Annotated in this window: 18 protein-coding genes; 4 read left to right on the top strand and 14 right to left on the bottom strand. The window is 46.5% G+C overall.

Annotated elements, in window-relative coordinates; translation table 11 throughout:
- Window positions 1–39 precede the first annotated feature (39 nt).
- The 9 genes from IFU39_RS11685 to IFU39_RS11645 all read right to left on the bottom strand — a co-directional run bounded on the left by IFU39_RS11685 (window position 40) and on the right by IFU39_RS11645 (window position 10,739).
- Window positions 40–486: a tellurite resistance TerB family protein gene (locus tag IFU39_RS11685; RefSeq protein ID WP_091015805.1), complete on the bottom strand. Its 447-nt coding sequence runs from the start codon at window positions 484–486 to the stop codon at window positions 40–42.
- Between the two features lie 343 nt (window positions 487–829).
- The gene (locus IFU39_RS11680; RefSeq protein ID WP_192132752.1) at window positions 830–2,485 is read right to left on the bottom strand and encodes an extracellular solute-binding protein; all 1,656 of its coding nucleotides are present in this window, start codon (window positions 2,483–2,485) and stop codon (window positions 830–832) included.
- A 60-nt stretch (window positions 2,486–2,545) separates the two neighbouring features.
- Complete coding sequence (locus IFU39_RS11675) at window positions 2,546–3,415, bottom strand: carbohydrate ABC transporter permease (RefSeq protein WP_036606256.1); 870 nt, start codon at window positions 3,413–3,415, stop codon at window positions 2,546–2,548.
- 14 nt (window positions 3,416–3,429) lie between these two features.
- Window positions 3,430–4,347, bottom strand: coding sequence for an ABC transporter permease (locus IFU39_RS11670; protein WP_047844113.1), 918 nt, complete (start codon window positions 4,345–4,347; stop codon window positions 3,430–3,432).
- Between the two features lie 271 nt (window positions 4,348–4,618).
- Window positions 4,619–5,683 (bottom strand): response regulator transcription factor, encoded by a 1,065-nt coding sequence (locus tag IFU39_RS11665; RefSeq protein ID WP_091015810.1) that lies wholly within the window; start codon window positions 5,681–5,683, stop codon window positions 4,619–4,621.
- Window positions 5,680–7,455, bottom strand: coding sequence for a cache domain-containing sensor histidine kinase (locus IFU39_RS11660; protein ID WP_188310519.1), 1,776 nt, complete (start codon window positions 7,453–7,455; stop codon window positions 5,680–5,682). Before IFU39_RS11660 ends, IFU39_RS11665 begins: the two co-directional genes overlap by 4 nt.
- A gap of 227 nt (window positions 7,456–7,682) precedes the next feature.
- On the bottom strand, window positions 7,683–8,573 hold the full coding sequence (locus IFU39_RS11655; RefSeq protein ID WP_105600963.1) for a hypothetical protein: 891 nt from the start codon (window positions 8,571–8,573) through the stop codon (window positions 7,683–7,685).
- A 263-nt stretch (window positions 8,574–8,836) separates the two neighbouring features.
- Window positions 8,837–9,568, bottom strand: a complete 732-nt coding sequence (locus tag IFU39_RS11650; RefSeq protein ID WP_036606252.1) for a nuclease-related domain-containing protein — start codon at window positions 9,566–9,568, stop codon at window positions 8,837–8,839.
- Window positions 9,569–9,845: 277 nt separating this feature from the next.
- Complete coding sequence (locus tag IFU39_RS11645) at window positions 9,846–10,739, bottom strand: NAD(P)-dependent oxidoreductase (protein WP_105600964.1); 894 nt, start codon at window positions 10,737–10,739, stop codon at window positions 9,846–9,848.
- Window positions 10,740–10,934: 195 nt separating this feature from the next.
- Here IFU39_RS11645 and IFU39_RS11640 point away from each other — a divergent pair, with 195 nt between their 5' ends.
- From IFU39_RS11640 to IFU39_RS11630, 3 genes are read left to right on the top strand one after another with little or no spacing between them, the layout of a single operon-like run.
- Window positions 10,935–12,056 (top strand): GerAB/ArcD/ProY family transporter, encoded by a 1,122-nt coding sequence (locus IFU39_RS11640; RefSeq protein ID WP_192132750.1) that lies wholly within the window; start codon window positions 10,935–10,937, stop codon window positions 12,054–12,056.
- Window positions 12,028–13,530, top strand: coding sequence for a spore germination protein (locus IFU39_RS11635; RefSeq protein ID WP_256975096.1), 1,503 nt, complete (start codon window positions 12,028–12,030; stop codon window positions 13,528–13,530). Before IFU39_RS11640 ends, IFU39_RS11635 begins: the two co-directional genes overlap by 29 nt.
- Complete coding sequence (locus tag IFU39_RS11630; protein ID WP_091015819.1) at window positions 13,527–14,690, top strand: Ger(x)C family spore germination protein; 1,164 nt, start codon at window positions 13,527–13,529, stop codon at window positions 14,688–14,690. The genes IFU39_RS11635 and IFU39_RS11630 overlap by 4 nt, the downstream gene beginning before the upstream one ends.
- Before the next feature lie 87 nt (window positions 14,691–14,777).
- Here IFU39_RS11630 and IFU39_RS11625 read toward each other — a convergent pair whose 3' ends face one another.
- From IFU39_RS11625 to IFU39_RS11610, 4 genes are all read right to left on the bottom strand, one after another.
- Window positions 14,778–15,281: a hypothetical protein gene (locus IFU39_RS11625; protein ID WP_192132746.1), complete on the bottom strand. Its 504-nt coding sequence runs from the start codon at window positions 15,279–15,281 to the stop codon at window positions 14,778–14,780.
- Between the two features lie 10 nt (window positions 15,282–15,291).
- The gene (locus IFU39_RS11620) at window positions 15,292–15,864 is read right to left on the bottom strand and encodes a hypothetical protein (protein WP_192132744.1); all 573 of its coding nucleotides are present in this window, start codon (window positions 15,862–15,864) and stop codon (window positions 15,292–15,294) included.
- Window positions 15,865–15,906: 42 nt separating this feature from the next.
- Complete coding sequence (locus IFU39_RS11615) at window positions 15,907–16,212, bottom strand: hypothetical protein (protein WP_192132742.1); 306 nt, start codon at window positions 16,210–16,212, stop codon at window positions 15,907–15,909.
- Window positions 16,213–16,329: 117 nt separating this feature from the next.
- On the bottom strand, window positions 16,330–16,704 hold the full coding sequence (locus tag IFU39_RS11610) for a hypothetical protein (RefSeq protein WP_192132740.1): 375 nt from the start codon (window positions 16,702–16,704) through the stop codon (window positions 16,330–16,332).
- A 191-nt stretch (window positions 16,705–16,895) separates the two neighbouring features.
- Between IFU39_RS11610 and IFU39_RS11605 the strand changes: the two genes are divergently transcribed.
- Window positions 16,896–17,432, top strand: coding sequence for a hypothetical protein (locus tag IFU39_RS11605; protein WP_192132738.1), 537 nt, complete (start codon window positions 16,896–16,898; stop codon window positions 17,430–17,432).
- 101 nt (window positions 17,433–17,533) lie between these two features.
- On the opposite strand, the gene IFU39_RS11600 is transcribed toward IFU39_RS11605, so the two are convergent.
- Window positions 17,534–17,815, bottom strand: a complete 282-nt coding sequence (locus IFU39_RS11600) for a hypothetical protein (protein WP_192132736.1) — start codon at window positions 17,813–17,815, stop codon at window positions 17,534–17,536.
- Between the last annotated feature and the right edge of the window lie 213 nt (window positions 17,816–18,028).

Below are 18,028 nucleotides of genomic sequence, written 5' to 3'. Positions count from 1 at the left end.
GATTTTCACCTCCCTTCACATGTAAAATATCTACTCTACTTAGAGATTGAATTCACCCGGGTTCAGTCCAAGTACATTGCAGATCTCGGCAACAACTCTTTTCTCCTGATCATCAAAGTTGCCGTCCGCTGAACCAATTGCACTGCATACGCCCACAATAACGCGTCCTACATCTGGCTTACCTTTAAATTTCCCAATGGCTTTCAGCGCTTCCTGCTTCCCGATCTCTGGAGAGAACTCAAAGTTCGCGACATAATGATTGAAGCGTGTAATCACTTCAGCCATATCGAATACTTTCAATTCCTGACTGAGGTTGATATAACCGGCCATCTTGTTCTTTTCCGCTTCGTCAATGGAACCATCTGCAAAAGCAACCAGTGCACAACCTGCAACCACGGCATCCATAAAATCTTTATTTTTAAACTTTTTGACTTGCTCTTCAAGTCCTTGTTTTGTTGAATTTAACCAACTTTTAAATGAACTCATACTCAACCTCCAATAGTTTCATACATGGTGTTCTTCACTTTTTTTCATGGTTTTCAGTAATTTTCATCCTTACATCATGATTGAATATAAGTTAAATTATTCCTTAACTATACTCTGAAATACGGCAATATTCTACATTAAAAAACAATTAATACCTTATGATACGCATCGTTCTGGATATGGTTTCAAGCGAGAGGCGAGAACTTTCTATTCACTTCATTTTTCAGTCAAATATTCCCCTATTTGAAGCCCAAACATAAAAAGGCTCTGATCAGGGGATCAGAGCGCTTATTTCTACCAACACCAAAATTATAAATTTTATGAATGATTTGAATCCTTGAATTCACTCTGCTTTTTCAAAATCAGCCTGTTGTTGTTCATAGATCTCATAGAAATCGTCCCAGACGAGTACATTATTCTTTTCCTTGCTCCACCAGTCTTTGTACCATGCTTCAATCTCCGGGCCACCGCCTTGCTCCCACTTCTGCTGTGCTTCCGTTGCAGCCTGTTCGACTGTATATTTGCTTCCGCCAATGATGGAACGGGTAAAAATATCGTTGATCGCTGTTGTCACATTGGTCAACTTCACCTGAAGTTCCTTCGGTAGCTGCGGCATATGTTCTGAATGGGTAACACCCTCTCCTACCGGAAGATCCGTCATATATACCTCACGCGCTTCCTTGAATAGTCGAAGTCCTTCTTTCTGCGATGGGATCTCTTCGCTGAACAGCATTTCTGTGTACCCGCATTTGCCTTCCTCCAGACGGCTGTACAACATGGCGTAATCGCCTGCCCAGCTGATCTCCTGCTTGTATTTCTCCTGATCCGAGATACGCGGACAGCCTTGATCGTTCAGCGTATAATGCGTGTTTTCAAATCCATTTTTGAAGGTCCGGCCTGACTCTATTTTGGTCAGAAAATCGATATATTGCATAACTGCTTCCGGATTTTTGGCTCGTGCATTCACAGCTGCAGTCATCTGAACCGGGTTATTCCACACCATCGTGTGCTGTCCTACGGACGTGGTTGGCAGAGCGATGACCTTTAATTTGGCCTCAGGAACATTCTGCATCAGCGTATCCAGTTCCTTCGCCGCAAACCCGGTATAATCCGAAGTCATGGCCGCGTACATACCGATTTTGCCATTCAGGAAATCCTGCTTCGCCTTGGCCCCGTCCTTGTCGGTCAGTAAGTCCTTATCCACCACTCCTGCTTCATATAATGCACGTTTGAATGCCGTTGCTTCTTTCATGTTGTTGGGACCAACCACCATCTCCCCGTCCTCCACATTCACCCAGTTGGCGTTGTACATATAGCGAAACAGACCCGCTGTATCGCCGAACTGAAATCCACCGATGCCGTATGTATCCTTAGCTCCGTTTCCATTGGGATCATTCTCCGTGAAGGCCTTGGCTACCGCCAGCATCTCTTCCTCATTGGTCGGTACCTCCAGATTCAACTTTTCCAGCCAGTCTTCCCGTATGAAAAAGCTCGTTAGTGGAAACACCTCGTTCATACGCCCCACTTCATAGAGCTTACCATCGCTTTTAATGCCGGCCTTCTTGAGCTGGGGATATTTCTCCATCAAGGCTTTGTATTCCACACTCGAGTTCTCGATCAACTCATCCAGCGGCATCAGCTGTTTCTGATTAAACAGTGTGTTACGGATCGGCGTACCGAATTCAAAAATGATATCCGGTGCACTGCCAGAAGCGAATAATACGTTAAGTTTGGACTGGGACTCCCATCGGGGAACTGCTGTATATTTTACATTAGCCGGGCCATTCTCGTTGATCCACTTGGACCACATGTTATCTTCGATTGTACCCATGCCGCTTGGGACCGCGCCCCGATCATAGATTGTTGACGTGATGTTCCCCCTGTTGCCTTCGCCTTCCGCCTGTTCGCTACCGTTACCTCCTGTACATCCCGCCAGCAAACCACCGATCAAGCCCAGAACGAGACCCGACTTCATCCATGCCTTCATCGTTAACGCCATAGATAAGACCCTCTTTCTCTCCTGTAATATGAACCCATGCGGGTTAACCCACAGCCTGCTTTAACCTTTAATTGATCCAAGCATGACCCCTTTAACGAAGTACTTCTGCAAGAACGGATACACTGCCAAAATGGGTATGACCATCACAATGACAGCTGCTGCCCGAATGCCTTCCGGGGTCAGATTCGATATCATCGTTGGATCGGTAAAATCCTGTACATTCAGATTGGACATAATCATATTTTGGACAAGCACGGTCATGTTGTATTTGGACGTATCATTGATATAAATCATCACACTCATGAACGAATTCCAGTAACCCACGCCGTAAAAGAGAGCAATAGTCGCCAGCAAAGGTTTGGACAATGGCAACACGATGCGGAACAAAAGCCCCAGTTCACCACAACCATCGATGCGCGCAGCCTCGTCCACTTCCCCTGGCAGATTTTCAAAATAAGATCGCATAATCAGCATGTTGTACGTGCTCACCAGGCCCGGTAGCCAAAGCGCACCGTAACTGTTCACAAGACCGAGATTTTGCACGACCAAATAAGTCGGGATGAGTCCACCGTTAAAAATCATCGTGAACACCATCGCCATCGTAAAGAAGCGCCGATGATAAAAATGTCTACGTGACAGCGGATATGCCGCCATAATCGTCACCGCCATGCTGAGCCCTGTACCGATCAATGTGATCTCCACACTATTCCAGAATGCATTCAGAATCGGCGTTCCGGTAATTAGGCTGTGATAGGAGAACCAGGTGAAATCGACGGGCCATAATCCCACTTGACCTGAAACAACCGCTCTCGCATCACTAAATGACAAGGCAACAATGTTCAGTAAGGGCAGGATACAGCTGACGGCAACCAATGACAACAATACATAATTGATTAAATAAAAGACTTTTTCTCCTTTGGTTTTTCTCATGCCGTTCTCCCTCCCTACCACAAACCTTCGTTAAATCGCCGCGCGATATAATTCGCACTAAAAATGAGGATAAATGCAACCAGTGATTCGAACAATCCCATCGCTGTTGTCAGGCTGAACTGTGCTCCCTGAAGACCGGTGCGGTAGATATAGGTACTGATGACATCCGCTATCTCATTGACATTGGAATTCTGAAGCATATACACCTGGTCGAATCCGACCTCCATCACCCGCCCCATCGATAGAATCAGCAGGAGAATAATGGTGGAGCGTATACCCGGAAGGGTGACATGCCAGATCTGGCGCATTTTGCTGGCCCCATCCATCTGTGCAGCCTCGTATTGGCTCGGATCAATGGTCGTTAGTGCCGCGAGAAAAATGATGGCATTAAAGCCCATGTCCTTCCAGATCCCTGAGCCAACAAACACCGCAACCCACGAACCCTTGTTGTACATGAACGGATAAGGTGCTCCCGTCCAGGCCTCGACCCAGCGATTTACGATCCCATTTTCCAAAGAGAAAACCGTCATGATCATCATCGCAATGATGACCCAGGAAAAGAAGTGTGGCATATAGACCACCGTCTGCACCGTTCGCTTAAAGGCCATGTTTCGCACTTCATTCAGCATAATGGCCAGAATAATTGGAATGGGAAACCCGATAATGATGCTTAACAAACTGAGGAACAAGGTGTTGCGAATAATCTCCACCGTGCGCGGATCACTGAACAGCGTCTGAAAATGCTGAAAGCCCACCCATGGACTGTTCCACAGCCCATCATAGAAGTTGTAATCCTTAAAGGCCATGACCAGCCCTCCGATGGGTGCATAACGAAAGGTAAGGTAGAACATAATCACCGGAACAAACATCAAGATTAACGGTATATTCATCTTGAATCGTCGAAGCCGCTGCTGCCGAATCCGATGCTTCATTTCACTATCCGGTGGTTGTAATCCAGACGGCGGACCTGCGGTCAGTTCCCCCTTCATATCCATCACTCCTCTCTGCTGTTGATGTACTATAGTTGTATTTTAGATAAAAATGTAAGCGTAAACATTTGTTATTTAACGATCCTTTTATAATTTTCTACGCAAAAATAACCCCACATGGTGGGGTTGAACTTGGAAACGAACAGATATTAAGAGGAGGCTTCTCTTTAATTGTGACCCTGCAGCAGTTCAAGGAGGATTGCTACCGGGCACTTTACTTGGCTACTTGCTTGCGATATTCGCGGGGCGATATACCCGTCATCTGTTTGAATACGGTTGTAAAATAACTGGAGTTATCGAACCCGGTCAGTTCCGCGATATCTGCCATGCTCTGCCGAGTGCTGTGCAGCAGCAGCTTCGCCTTATCAATTCGGCGCTTGCTGACATATTGGCTGAAGCCTTGTCCTGTCTCTTTTTTGAACAAATGGCTCAAGTAGTTGGGTGTCACATGAACATGGGTAGCCACGGCCTGCAACGTGCATGTGCTGGAATAGTTCATTTCAATATACTGTATAACTCGTGTAACGACATGATCCTGCTGTTCCTGAGTTAGACGCATCAGCATATCCACCCACTCTTCACTCTTGCATCTGGCCCAAGCGATGACTTCAGGTATGGTATGAATCCAGAGCAGTGGATCTGGGGCAGTTGAGTCCATCCCACCGGATTCCTGAGGCTGAAGCTGTTGTACCAGTAAGTCCGTCATGACCTTCATAAGCATATGAATCTCCGCTTTGCCTTGTGACAAGCTCATCCCGGACGCTTCTTCCAGCAACACCTCGATCCGATTCATTATCGATCCGAATTGATGATGGAGCAGCAACAAAGTCAGTTCCTCTCGCAGTCGCTCGGTACGGTCCACCTGGCTGTATTGTTCCCTGATCCGAATGTCGGACTGTTTTCGGCGATATCGTTCATGTGCCTTTTGTAACACCTGACATGCTTCATCGAGCGAAAACGGCTTTAACAAAAATTCAATTGCTCCATACCGGATAGCACGCTGTGCATATTCGAACTCACGATAACCTGTCAAAATGATAATCATAATGTCCAGTCCACTCTCGTGTATGCGTTCGGCCAAATCTAGACCATCCATCACAGGCATGTTGATATCCGTAATGATCAGATCGGGTGTGCAGCTGTGTACAGCCTGTATCGCTTCTTCTCCATCGGCCGCTTCCCCGACAACCTCCCAACCGAGGGGGTTATTGCGAACCAGATGAATCAGACCCTGACGAAATAATGCTTCATCATCCACTACGAGCATACGTCCATTCAACAGAACCTACTCCTCTCAGTCACCTGAATTTCCCGGCATAAGTCCTCACCGATCTGATAAGGCAAACGAAGACGTACTAGCGTACCCTTTCCCATAGTCGACTCGATCTGTACACCGTAGGGTTCACCGTGAATCAACTCAATTCTTCGAAGTACACTCCGCATGCCAATGTGCTGACGTTCCTCATCCGCATGTGCCACTGGCGTCATAATGTGTTCAATGACCGATGCGTGCATGCCGCAGCCGTTATCTGAAATTTCAATGATGAGCAGATCTAGCTCTCCTTCATGCCCGTTTTGCCGCGAGCCACGAATCTCCAGATGACGGTTGTTCCTTTTGTCCGAGAAGGCATGAACAAAAACATTCTCCACGATGGGCTGAAGCAACAGTCGGATCACCTGACAGCGAAGCAATTCAGCAGGAACGGCAATTTCAATCGACAAGGCTTCCTGATACCGGGCCTGCTGAATCTGCAGGTAGTGATCTATTTGCTTCATCTCATCCTGCACGGTCGTCAGTTGCTGCACGGGTTCCAGCGTATACTGCAGCATCTCGGACAAGGCAGTGACCAGGCGAGCCGATTTCTCATCGCCAAGCATATAGAACTTCCAGAAAAACATGCTCAGCGTGTTATACAGAAAATGGGGATTAAGCTGGGCCTGAATAGCTTTGAGTTCAGCTTCTTTTTCACTGAGTTCGCGCTCGTACACTTCATGTATAAGCGTATCAATCCGGGAAGCCATTGCATTGAATCGTTCACCGATAAAACCGAGCTCATCCCGTGTCTCGATCCGAACCCGTGTATCGAACTGTCCATCACGCACTCTTTTCATCGCGTTGACCAGACTCGCAAGTGGACGCAACAGTCTGCCGCTAATTATGGTAATGATGAACCAGGAGCATAATATGCTGGCTACCGCAGAGAACACAGCAACTTTGACAATGATCTTTCCCTTGTTCTGAATCTGAGCGAGTGAGACTTTGCTAACCAAGGTGAAGCCCGCTTTGTCAGACGTTTGCTTCGTATACAATTGGGTTGTTCCCTGCTCGTCCCTGATCTCCGTCGCCCCTAGGCTTAGCTCGGTAAGTGGTGGTGGATCCGCATCCTGATTATGAAAGGCATAAAGAAGCTCACCATCTGCGTCAAACAAGTAGACAGCAACTTCCTCATTCAGTCGCAGATCTTTGAGATACGATTCGAACAATGAGGTGTTAAACAGAATTAACATGACGCCATAGGTCTCCAGATCAACAGACCGCATTAATCGTCCCGCCAGAATCCAATTGGATTGTTCCTCCTGCAAGAAAGCATCCGGCCCCAAACGATTCCAACCATATTCGCCGCCCGTTCCTTCCAGTCTATGAACCATCTCTGCCAGATAGGAAGGATCCATCTGTTGAAATGAGCCGGCAAAGGCACCGAGATTAAATATGTTTTCCTTCAGGTCATATATGCGGAGCCCCATGATCTCCGGTGCATCCAGCCTTACCTGATACAACTGATCATCCAGTTCATCTTCCAGCTTCATCTGATCATAGGACGAGATGCCAGAGGTCTGTGCTTTGATGGCATTTTTTACGGAGGGATTCAGTGTGATATAATCGGTGACTTTATACATGTCGTGTACCCTGGAATCCAGACGTGCAAGAATCTGCTCTGCGGTAAGACTATACTGGCGACTGACCTCTTCATTGAACAGATCGATATGGATGCGATAGGTGATCAACCCTGTGATTCCGGAGATTAAGACCGTTGCGGTAGATAAAAACAAGATTAGCTTCGTTTTAAATTTAAAGCGTTTACAAAAGTTCATCCACCACATCTTTCACACACCTCACCTATATTCCGGACATGTCTGACTCCTAAAAACATATCATACACCTATTGGAAAAAACCAGAAAAACCCTGACCCCGCTTCAATCGGTAGTCAGAGTTTGAAGGCATGTGATCCAGACCTGTTACCGGGATGATCCAGATTAACTCTGGATCACGGCATTTTTATTCCCCGTAAATCTCTTTGATCCGTTCATCCTCATTGGTAGACAATAGAACATTAAGCAACCCCATGGCATTATTGGCATCGGTTCTCGTCGTCTTGTACATCTCGGCAAACGCCGCTTCATCCTGCTCCGGGTCCATCGCAGCAAGCTTGCCCCATGACGTGCGGGCTTTGTCGTATAACGTACTCAACGTAATGTCACGTGGATGCTGTGCAACAGGTGCCATCGATTCAAATTTCGCTGTGACCCTGAAGAAATCCTTGGAATCCTGGAACGATGTACTGCTGTAGTCCTTATTTTTCATCGCATCTTCGGTAATTAGCAGCCCTTCACGCGCGATAAACAGCGTTTTCACCATGGCACGCTCCAGATTGGTTGCTTCTCCCCAAGTTATATAAGATTCGTCAGGTGCTTGTACGGTTGTAAAAAAAGGAAAGGCATCATCAATCAACCGCTGCGAATCAGAGTGAATTGGCACCCCTGCATTCATGTCCACAACGGCATCGCTGTAGTTGGCTACATTAATATTTTTGGAACCTTCCTCACTAACCCGACGCACCGGATAATCATTCAGAGGGATACGGATATAACCAAGTTTATCCGCATACTGCTGCTTCAACTCTTCCAGTGTCGAATCCTTTCCAATCTTGCCGTCATCAGCTGAAGAAGATTCTTCTGTAGCTGAACCTGTCTGCTCACTCCCATTCGAACCGGTTGCTGCGGTTTCTGTTACAGCAGCATTCGAGCTGCTTGTTTCTGATGAAGCAACTTCTGTACCGGAAGCAGACTCCGGCGATGACGTCTCTTTCGCTCCGCCACCACAAGCTGTCAGAATCGCTGCCAAACCAAGCATAACTGTGAACGTCTTTATCGTATAATTCCATTTCATGTATAATCTTCCCCTATCCTATGTATATTCCTGAGAACCATTAACCTCTGCTTCAAGACTTGAACACCCGCTTACAAAAATATCCTTTCATATAACATGCTTGATTCACACAATGGACATGCTCTACATTCTATCATAAGTTAAAAATCGGTTGTATACGACGATATACCTGTGTCTAAAGCCTTTTACTACTCGCACATTAACTACCACCGCAACACAAAAACACTGCCGCCCGTATGGACAACAGTGTTCGTGAAGGGTAATTATTTGATCCCTTTAGCCTTCTCCATATGCTCTGACCGAATCTGAGGATCGGTGGAATTGACCGATGATAACAGAGCGTAGATCGCCTGAATATCCTTCTCTTGAAATACGGTTTCGGGAACCTCACTCTCAAGTCGTTCCGTCTTCCGCTGAATCGTTTCCACCAATTCATGATCGTAGATGATCAGTTCATCTGAATTCACGTATCTCACAGCAGGATCAACACTGATACGGCAACGGTTGGTGAAAGTCACCATGGAGACGAGACGCACTCTTTTGTAGTCTCCGAGGTGTGCATGGATGGCTTCCACGTGCGCACGATGCTGCATGAGTGGATTGTACATTTTGACCCGGCTGCTGCTGACCGACCAATTGGCCTCTCTTCTTCCGCCGCGAATCTCACCTGTCGTCAGATTTCGGGTTTCGATCACAAAGATTGCCCGCGGACCGATCACGACATGATCAATCTGCGAATAACCGGAGCGTGACTTCGGATTGGTAACGAGCAGGTCGTTCAGCACTTTATATTGACTTGGAAGACCGATCAGCTGATCTGCTGTACTAGGTTCCTCCGGCTGGCGTGTCCAATCCCCTTCCGCCTTTTTCTTGCGCTTACTACGGACCATACGCGGGGGAATGGTTGTCGTCGATGGTAACGCTGAAGCGGAGGCTGTAATCTGGTTCGCAAGCTCTGGTTGTGTCTTGAACAGAGACAGGATTTTCTTGAACATGGGCAAGCTCCGTTCTATTATAGTGTGGGTTACGGGTGACCATTACAGGAGGAATAACATCCTTTGACACATTCATTATGTAAACTTCTATTACTTATGTCGGATAAAGCGGGGTAAAAATAAAGGGAAAACGATCAAATTCTCTCCAATACGCAAAGTACATATGAACATTTAACCAATTCCGTGACTTTAGACGCATAAACAAACCGCAAAATTGAAAAAAACAGCGCAACCCTTTCCTGAATAGAAAAAGAATACGCTGCTGTTCTCTTGGATGTTAAGCCTGAAGATAATAGGTGTAGAGCACCTGAGTACCCTTCTCTTCCAGACCATTATTCGCTATTTCCTGATACAGGGATTCAGCCAGAGCCAAACCAGGCGTTTTCATGCCCATCGCTTTTGCAGACTCCAGTGCAATTCCCATGTCTTTGATAAAATGTTTCACATAGAATCCAGGCTCATAATCGCCTGCGATCATGCGCGGACCGAGATTGCTGAGCGACCAGCTTCCGGCTGCACCGGTAGCAATGCTCTTCAGCACGGTCTCCGCGTCCAGACCAGACGTCTTGGCATAGGCGAGTGCTTCACACACGCCCATCATGCCAGAGGCAATGGCAATCTGGTTGCACATTTTGGTATGCTGCCCGGCTCCCGCCTTGCCTTGCAGCACAATGTTGGTGCCCATCTGCTCAAACAGCGGACGCACGGCTTCAAAGGCCTCCGAACTACCTCCAACCATAATGGACAGCTTCGCGTTCTGCGCTCCGATATCACCGCCCGATACAGGCGCGTCCAGTGCATGCAGTCCTTTGGCTTCCGCAGCTTCAAAGATTCGTGCAGCCAGTAACGGACTGGATGTTGTCATATCAATCAGATATGACCCTGGTTTGGCATTGGCTACGAGACCATCCTCACCGAGATAAATCTCCTCGACATCCTTCGGATACCCCACCATTGTGATGATGACATCACACGTGGCAGCCAGTTTGCCTGGTGTGTCATGCCATACGGCACCTTCCTTCACCAATGCTTCCGCTTTGGCAGCAGTTCGCGTGTACACATGCAGCAGATATCCCGCTTGCTGGATGTGCCCAGCCATGCTTTTACCCATCACGCCTGTACCAATAAAGCCAACTTTCGTCTCTCCAGGTGCCTTCGTTGTATTTGTCATCGCAGGTTTCCTCCCTATTTCTCTATGCTTCGCTCAGTGCTTGTCTTCGACATTGCTATATCTGTATGTTAAAGCTTTCTGCTTAGTCCGTCCATATCGGTTGCAACTTTCTGTGAAAAAATCTGAAAAAGGAATCAACTTCCTGTGTGCTGTACAACCTAACGGAAACTTCCTTCATTGGAAAGGAGGATTCCCATGAGTCGTGAGAAAGGTCAAATTACCATCTGGTTGTCCTTTTCCATCATTTTATTAAGTGCCGGACTGGTCTGCCATGTCTTGTCCATCCCAGCAATTCTCGAAGCAGGCGGCAGAGACGGATGGTTGTCTGTCGTGGTGGCAGGACCTTTTTTCATGTTGTTTCTATGTATGATGTATATCATCATTCGGCGAGTACGTGGACAGCGATTAACAGATTGGATTACGCGAGAATTCGGACCGATTCCTTCCTGGATCTTCCGGATCTCCGCTTCCATTCTACTGTTCACGCTTGGCACACATACGCTGTATGAGACAACTAACTGGACCGTGTCCACATATCTTCAATTCACGCCACCTTACGTTCTGGCTGGTGGCGGAGCACTGGTTGCCGCGTGGGCAGCGGCTAAAGGCATACGCTCCATTGCGATGACTTCCAGTCTGCTGCTGCCATTTGTAATTTTACTTGGTTATTTTGTAATGTCCGCCAATATGAAATACAAAGACTACAGTCTATTGTTCCCGATTATGGAGAACGGCATGGGCCCCGTATGGCGGGGCATGATCTACTCTCTTGCCGGGCTTATGGAAATCTGGATTCTTATGTTGTTCCAACATGAAGTCAAAGGCAAAATTCGTTGGTGGCATGTTTTGATCCTCGGCGTGTTTATGCTCAGTATGGCGATCGGTCCCACGATCGGAGCCATCGTCGAGTTTGGTCCAGAAGAAGCAGCAAAACAACGAAACAGTCCCTATGAGCAATGGAAACTTGTGAATATCGGCAAGCTGCTGCAACACGTTGATTTTTTGTCCATCTATCAATGGCTTAGTGGTTCCTTTGCAAGGGTCGCTATATCTATGTATCTCATCGTGGATCTGCTGAATTTCCGCAGACCGAAGAAACGATATATCGCGATTCTCACCATCACCGTCATCATGAGCTTTATGGCGATGCAATGGTGGCGCATTGATTACGTCGACTATTACGTAGATCATATTCAGTTCCCGGTCATGCTGGCCTATGTCTCAATCGTTACCGTGATATTAACCATTGCCGCATTAATCCACAAAAAGGACAAGGAGGCTCCCAAACGTGCCGATCTCAACCCAGCCCAAGAATAATCGTGAAGTTGAACCGTTCCGAATGAACGAGCATAACCTGAACACCTTTTTTGCGGGATCTGATGATGTCATCATCAATAGTCACATGTTCGGAGAACCTCCGATGCAACTCCTTATGACCTATTGCAGCGGTATGGTGGATAGTGAAGCGATCTACGATATTATTCTCCCGGAACTCAAACGAACATATGAAGATACACACTTTATCCGTACATCCGACATTGAAAAATGCATCAGCCTGGATTGGACCCGAATGGATCTGCAAGATCCGGCATTTGGAACAGAACTGATGTCTCTCCGTGTTTTTGAAGGCCATATGCTAATCTGTATACCATCTCTTCAAGCCATGTGGAGTATTGATATATCTAACATCCCTACTCGAACACCGGAGGAATCGACCACCGAAGTTTCTATCCGCGGGGCAAGAGATGGGTTCATTGAACCCCTTGCCGTCAATGTTGCCTTGATACGCACCCGTCTGCGTACGAACCAACTTGCCTGCAATATCGAACTGATCGGTACACGTTCTGCAACCAAGGTGGCATTGATGTATATCAAAAATATCGCCAATCCGGAGCTGATCGAAGACGTCCAGGATCGGTTGCGTAAGATTGAGATCGAACGAATCTTGACCGCCAATGAACTGGAAGAATTGCTGTCACCTTCGAAAATCACTTTGTTTCCCGTCACCCATTATACGGGCAGGCCTGACTTTGCTGCAGAATGTCTCCTGAACGGACGTTTTATCCTCATTGTCGACGGCAATCCCAGCGCCATTATTGGGCCAGTCAATCTGTTTCTTTTGCTCAAATCACCGGAAGATGCCAGCTTTCCCTTCTTAGCTGTCAACGTAGGGCGGATGCTGCGCTTTCTTGGCCTGATGATCACCGTGTTCCTGCCCGGATTCTATATTGCGCTGACTTCATTTCATATGGATCAGATTCCTTTCCCACTGGTTGCCACGATATCGGTAGGACGTATGGGACTGCCAATGGAATCGGGAGTGGAGATGTTTCTCATTATGCTGCTCATGGAGCTGTTCCGAGAGGCGGGGGTACGTCTACCAAGTGCCATCGGCCAGACATTAACTGTGGTTGGAGGTCTGATCATAGGGGATTCCGCCATTCGAGCCGGCATGGTCTCTCCCCTCATGATTGTCATCATCGCAGTTACCGTCGTAGCTGGAGCAACCATTGTGAATCAGGTTATGACCAGTTCTGTGCTGATCCTGCGCTTCCTTTGTTTTGTCCTGGGAGCTTCCCTCGGCATCTTTGGGTTCATCCTGTCGTTGATTCTGTTCCTCATCTACCTGACCGATCTCAAATCATTTGGCATTCCGTATCTCACGCCGTTAACACCGCTTCATTTTAAACAAGCGATAGCTTCATTATTCAAACTGCCAAAAGGGTTGGGTAAACGCAGACCCGTCTATCTTGAGACTCAAGAACCGCGTAAGAAAGGAAACGGAAGATGAAGCGTTTGTTGCGGAGATGTACGCTGGGTCTGTTAAGCCTATCAATGTGCGTGATGACAAGTGGATGCTGGAGTGCCTTTGAGATCCAACAGGTGGACTACGCCAAAGCCTTTGGCATTGATTACAAAGACGGGATGTATCACCTGTATGTACAAACGCTGGATTTTGCCAGTGTCGCCAAAAGTGAGAGTTCAACCAAAAGTGCAGATACGCCACCTGTATGGGTCGGACATGCCGAAGGGAAAACCATGAGTCTGGCGCTGAACGAACTGTTTCGTACAGCTCAATTACACATGGCTTGGGGGCATGTGACAGCCATCGTTATGGCGGAAGGTGTGCTCACCAGCAAACATATCAAAGAAGTGTTCGATATGCTGGGACGGTTCCCAGAATCCCGTTATACGACCTGGGTCTACGGAACCCGCGAACCACTGGAGAAAATTCTCAGTGCAACGTCCATCTATAATATGTCGCCCTTGGATAGCATTCTTCATAATCCGCTCCCGACTTATCTGGAAGAATCGTTGTATCCGCCCGTGCTTAGCTTCAAGCTCATTGCAACGCATAATGATCCGGCTACCACGACGTATCTGCCCAGTATTGCATTGAACAATTCCCAATGGGCCGAGAACGAGAAGAAAAAGGATTTATTTCTAATCGAGGGGGCCTTTTTCGAAAAGACAGGCGTTGACTTTGAATACCTTCCACGCAGTCAGCTTCCCGGTTATCACTGGCTGATCAAGGACATGCGGCGTGCTCCCTTGCTTGTGCAGAAGGATGGAACGATCTATGGGGCACTCAGTGTAGGTTTACCAAAGATTAAAATCAAGCCTGTCATTCAGGGTGAAGAGGTCAAGTTTAATATTGACGCCCAATACCTAACTGCCCTGTATGAATATCTGGTGCCCACCTCTTATGAGGAGATGATCCAGATTAGTGAAGTGAAGTTGCGGGAGCAGATTATGCAGACCTATCGTCACGGCCTTGAGCGTGGTGTGGATATTTACGGCCTTCAGGAGAAACTGTATCGCAAAAATCCGAAGCTCTGGCGTAAGTTATCAAACAATGGCAGCAAGATGATGCTTACCGAAGACTCGATCCAGGATCTGAAAATCCATCTCACCATCCCGTATACAGGAAAATATAAAAGAAAAGTGTAATATAACTCGAAACACCCCTTGCCCGTCTGATACGACGGATGAGGGGTGTTTGTGTTGATGAAGGATATATTTCGTTTGCAGTTCGGATTAGGTGGACCTAGGACTGCGAAGTTTCCATTCCATCAGCCAGCTTATAAATATGGAGAATGACAGACCAAACAGTAGAATCGGAACGTTATAAAACAAGGTGTTCGTGTACTGGTTCAGCCAACCAAAACGGTACACGGCCGAATCCGGATCATTCGTAAATCCATTGAGCTGGAGGCGTAGGTTATTGATGGTGTGTAGCTCCCAAGCGACAGACAACACACACAGCAAGAGAGCTGCAAAGGGTACACAGGCATGTATCTTCCCTCCCCAGCGCTGACGCTGATCATATAACCACCATTTGGACAAATTTGTCGTCCAGATACAGAGAATGAGAAAGGTCAGAAGAGATGGAGCTAACACCAGAAGGCCCAGGTTACCGTTACCAGATACCCCTCTACCCGGCTCATGCTGGAAGGTTAATCCACGTACAGCACCGATCATGAGTACGTTCCAGATGAGGAAAATGAGGTAAGGCTTGTTGATCCTTTTTAGGTAATTCATATTTTACCTCCTAAGCCTCGCTATCGAGAGATGAATAGATGATGTGACCTTTGTTGTCCAACCCTTTGATATCCCATATCATCTCATGAATCGGCTGCTGGGTTACCGCATACCACAACCTGCGGCTAGATTGATCGGAAGAAGATTCAACGATCGCCGCTTCCAACTGTGCAGATGCCCGATCTGGTTCGTAACGAATATGTATCTGGGTAATGTCAGCATCGTAGAGATAACCGTATATAATATAGATCATTTTGCCTTTAGACTTCTGGTATCCTGATATCTGAGAAGAAAGCGGCTCGGCCGGATTATCATGCAGACCACCGCCTATTTTGGTTAGTTCGGAGAACCACATCTTTTGCTGGATCAAAGCAGGAGTCAGGTTATTCGTAGTGAGATCTTGATATAAAACCACTTGTGTTCGCGGTTCAAAAGTTGTAATAAGCTTCACCTGTTCTGGGAAAATACCTTTTTCACTTAAGATGGTATCGATGTCCTGCGGACCACAAGAGCGTATCAAAAACAGAGCGAGGAACAAGAACAACACGTACGTTAGCCGTTTACGGTTGCGTGTCTTGGGCATAGAATAATATCTCCTTACATTTGAATCTGTATAAACAATTAATTATCGTAGAAATGGTATGTCAGATAGTGCTGACCCAAGGTAATCTACCAGCATCCATGCAACGATCCATAACAATGGCAACTGCATGATCCAATAAGGAAAAATGTATCTTTTCTCATGATAAGAAACCCATCCCGAAACCAAAGCCCCAATAACACAGAGTGGGTATGACATTAGTATGTCTCCCTGCAGACGACTTGCAACCTGATACTCAGAAGGAGTGGGTGCAGCGAGCGACATTCCCATGGCAAATGCGATCAACGGCCAGATCAGTAATGTCAGACCATATATTAAGGTGAAAATCATGATGTACAAAAAACTTCTTTCTTTACTTCTTATACCTTTGCTCGAAAATCGAACTCTCTCCCATGCGTTCATTTTATAAAAAAAAGCGCGCAACGTCCTCCTACTCTCAATTAACTTTCACTTCTCACCATCCTTCTTATAATAATCCATTACCCGCAACCGAGTAGTCAGGATTAATGTCTGAGGAATGAGCACGAAGACAATATACATCAGTACAATTAACCACAAATGTGCGGCAAAATTCTCCGCACCGAATGATGGTTCCGGGCGCTCAATCCAATACCACCAACACGGGATGGCAATAAACCATGTCAGTCCCGTTGAGAGGAACATGTCTTTTACATCACTCCATAGAAAGCAGAACAGCGCGACAAACAAAATGGGACCTGTCCAAGAATCCAATATTGGTCCCCAGCTCTGAAAGACAAAGATGATGGCAGGATAAAGAAGGTTGATGGTCCAGCGCCAGATGTTATTAGTATAAAGATTCATTATTTTTCACCTCGCTACTTACCGTTGCAATTTCACGTGAAAATACAGGCTACAAAAATTTGCGAAGATATGTACTCTCGATTTTAAAAGGTTATTCAATTACATACTGAGAATGAAATGAAGAGAAGAAGCATGATTTTGGATATTATAGCTCATACTACCTTCAGGAAAATTATCGAAGGAGTGACAGCATGAGGTTAAAAAGTATCATCGCCGTTGGAGCCGTGTTAACCTGCTCAACTCTGTTATGGGGCTGTGGTAATGGCACTGCGAATAATGCTTCCCAGCAACAGAATGACACCGTTCGCTCGGAGAGTTGGAGCGATCCCAAACGACTGGAAGCTTCCCATCTTGAGGCGCTTGAGCGTATGGAGAAAGATCATATCCACCGGATGGTTTCGCTTAGTGCAAGTACAGATGGAGGCAAAGTGATGACCATGCTTGAACGGTCGAGCCAAAAGCTGGAGGAGATGAGACCGCTCGCTGAAATGCTCCAGCATGAAGGACATCCCGTATTATTACAGCGAATTCAGGAGATGTCAGGTGATATCCAAGGTTCCAAATCGGTCATTGCTGAGATGAAAAAATTGCCTCAGGACGGTAAAATTAAGATCCAGTCTGAAAATTCCGATTCTTTACATCACATCAGCAGCTTCCGTGATTACCACCAGTATATCCAGGGACAAGTGCAATCTTTAGACAGTAAATCTAAACAAATGTCCCACTAATCTAAAATAGTTCAGAGAATCGTTATAGTCGGAATGTTACTATCCGATGATTAGCGGTTCTTTTTATTAATATCATAATGTTATAACCCTTCGCTAGAGCTTCATTCCACCCACAACGACACCCAGATGAACATGCTAAATAACAAAACCGGCGCAAGTGCTCCTGTAGCTAATATGATCCAAAGTGTCGCGGGCTTGATTCTTTGGCAGTATGCATCGATCTTACGCATTCGATCTTTGCGCCACTTGGCGAACCTTAGCTGTTTAATCATCCGATTGAGAACGATTTTCCGCTGCTCACCCTCTTCGAATTCATCGATCGCACGCCGCAACTCCTCGTATAATTGAGTCTCTTCCTGCGCAGCCACTGTAGGTGTAATCATCTGATCCTTCCTCCCATGAGAACATTATTGAGATACAGCCTCTCACCTAATCGAACCATCATCAATACGCCTGTATTCTAGTCACTACCAACCTAACTAAACCACTACTTAAATAACACATTACAGACCTTAAAAGTTTGAAGTTTTTCAAAAAATGAACAGGCCAAAAAGCCCGAGCTTAGCCCGGACTTCGTAGAATCATGTTAGAACTAT

It is taken from the genome of Paenibacillus sp. CFBP 13594, assembly GCF_014842675.1.
Taxonomy (GTDB): domain Bacteria; phylum Bacillota; class Bacilli; order Paenibacillales; family Paenibacillaceae; genus Paenibacillus; species Paenibacillus amylolyticus_B.
The sequence above is the reverse complement of the archived record's forward strand: the minus strand, read 5'-3'. Positions and strand labels throughout refer to the sequence as shown.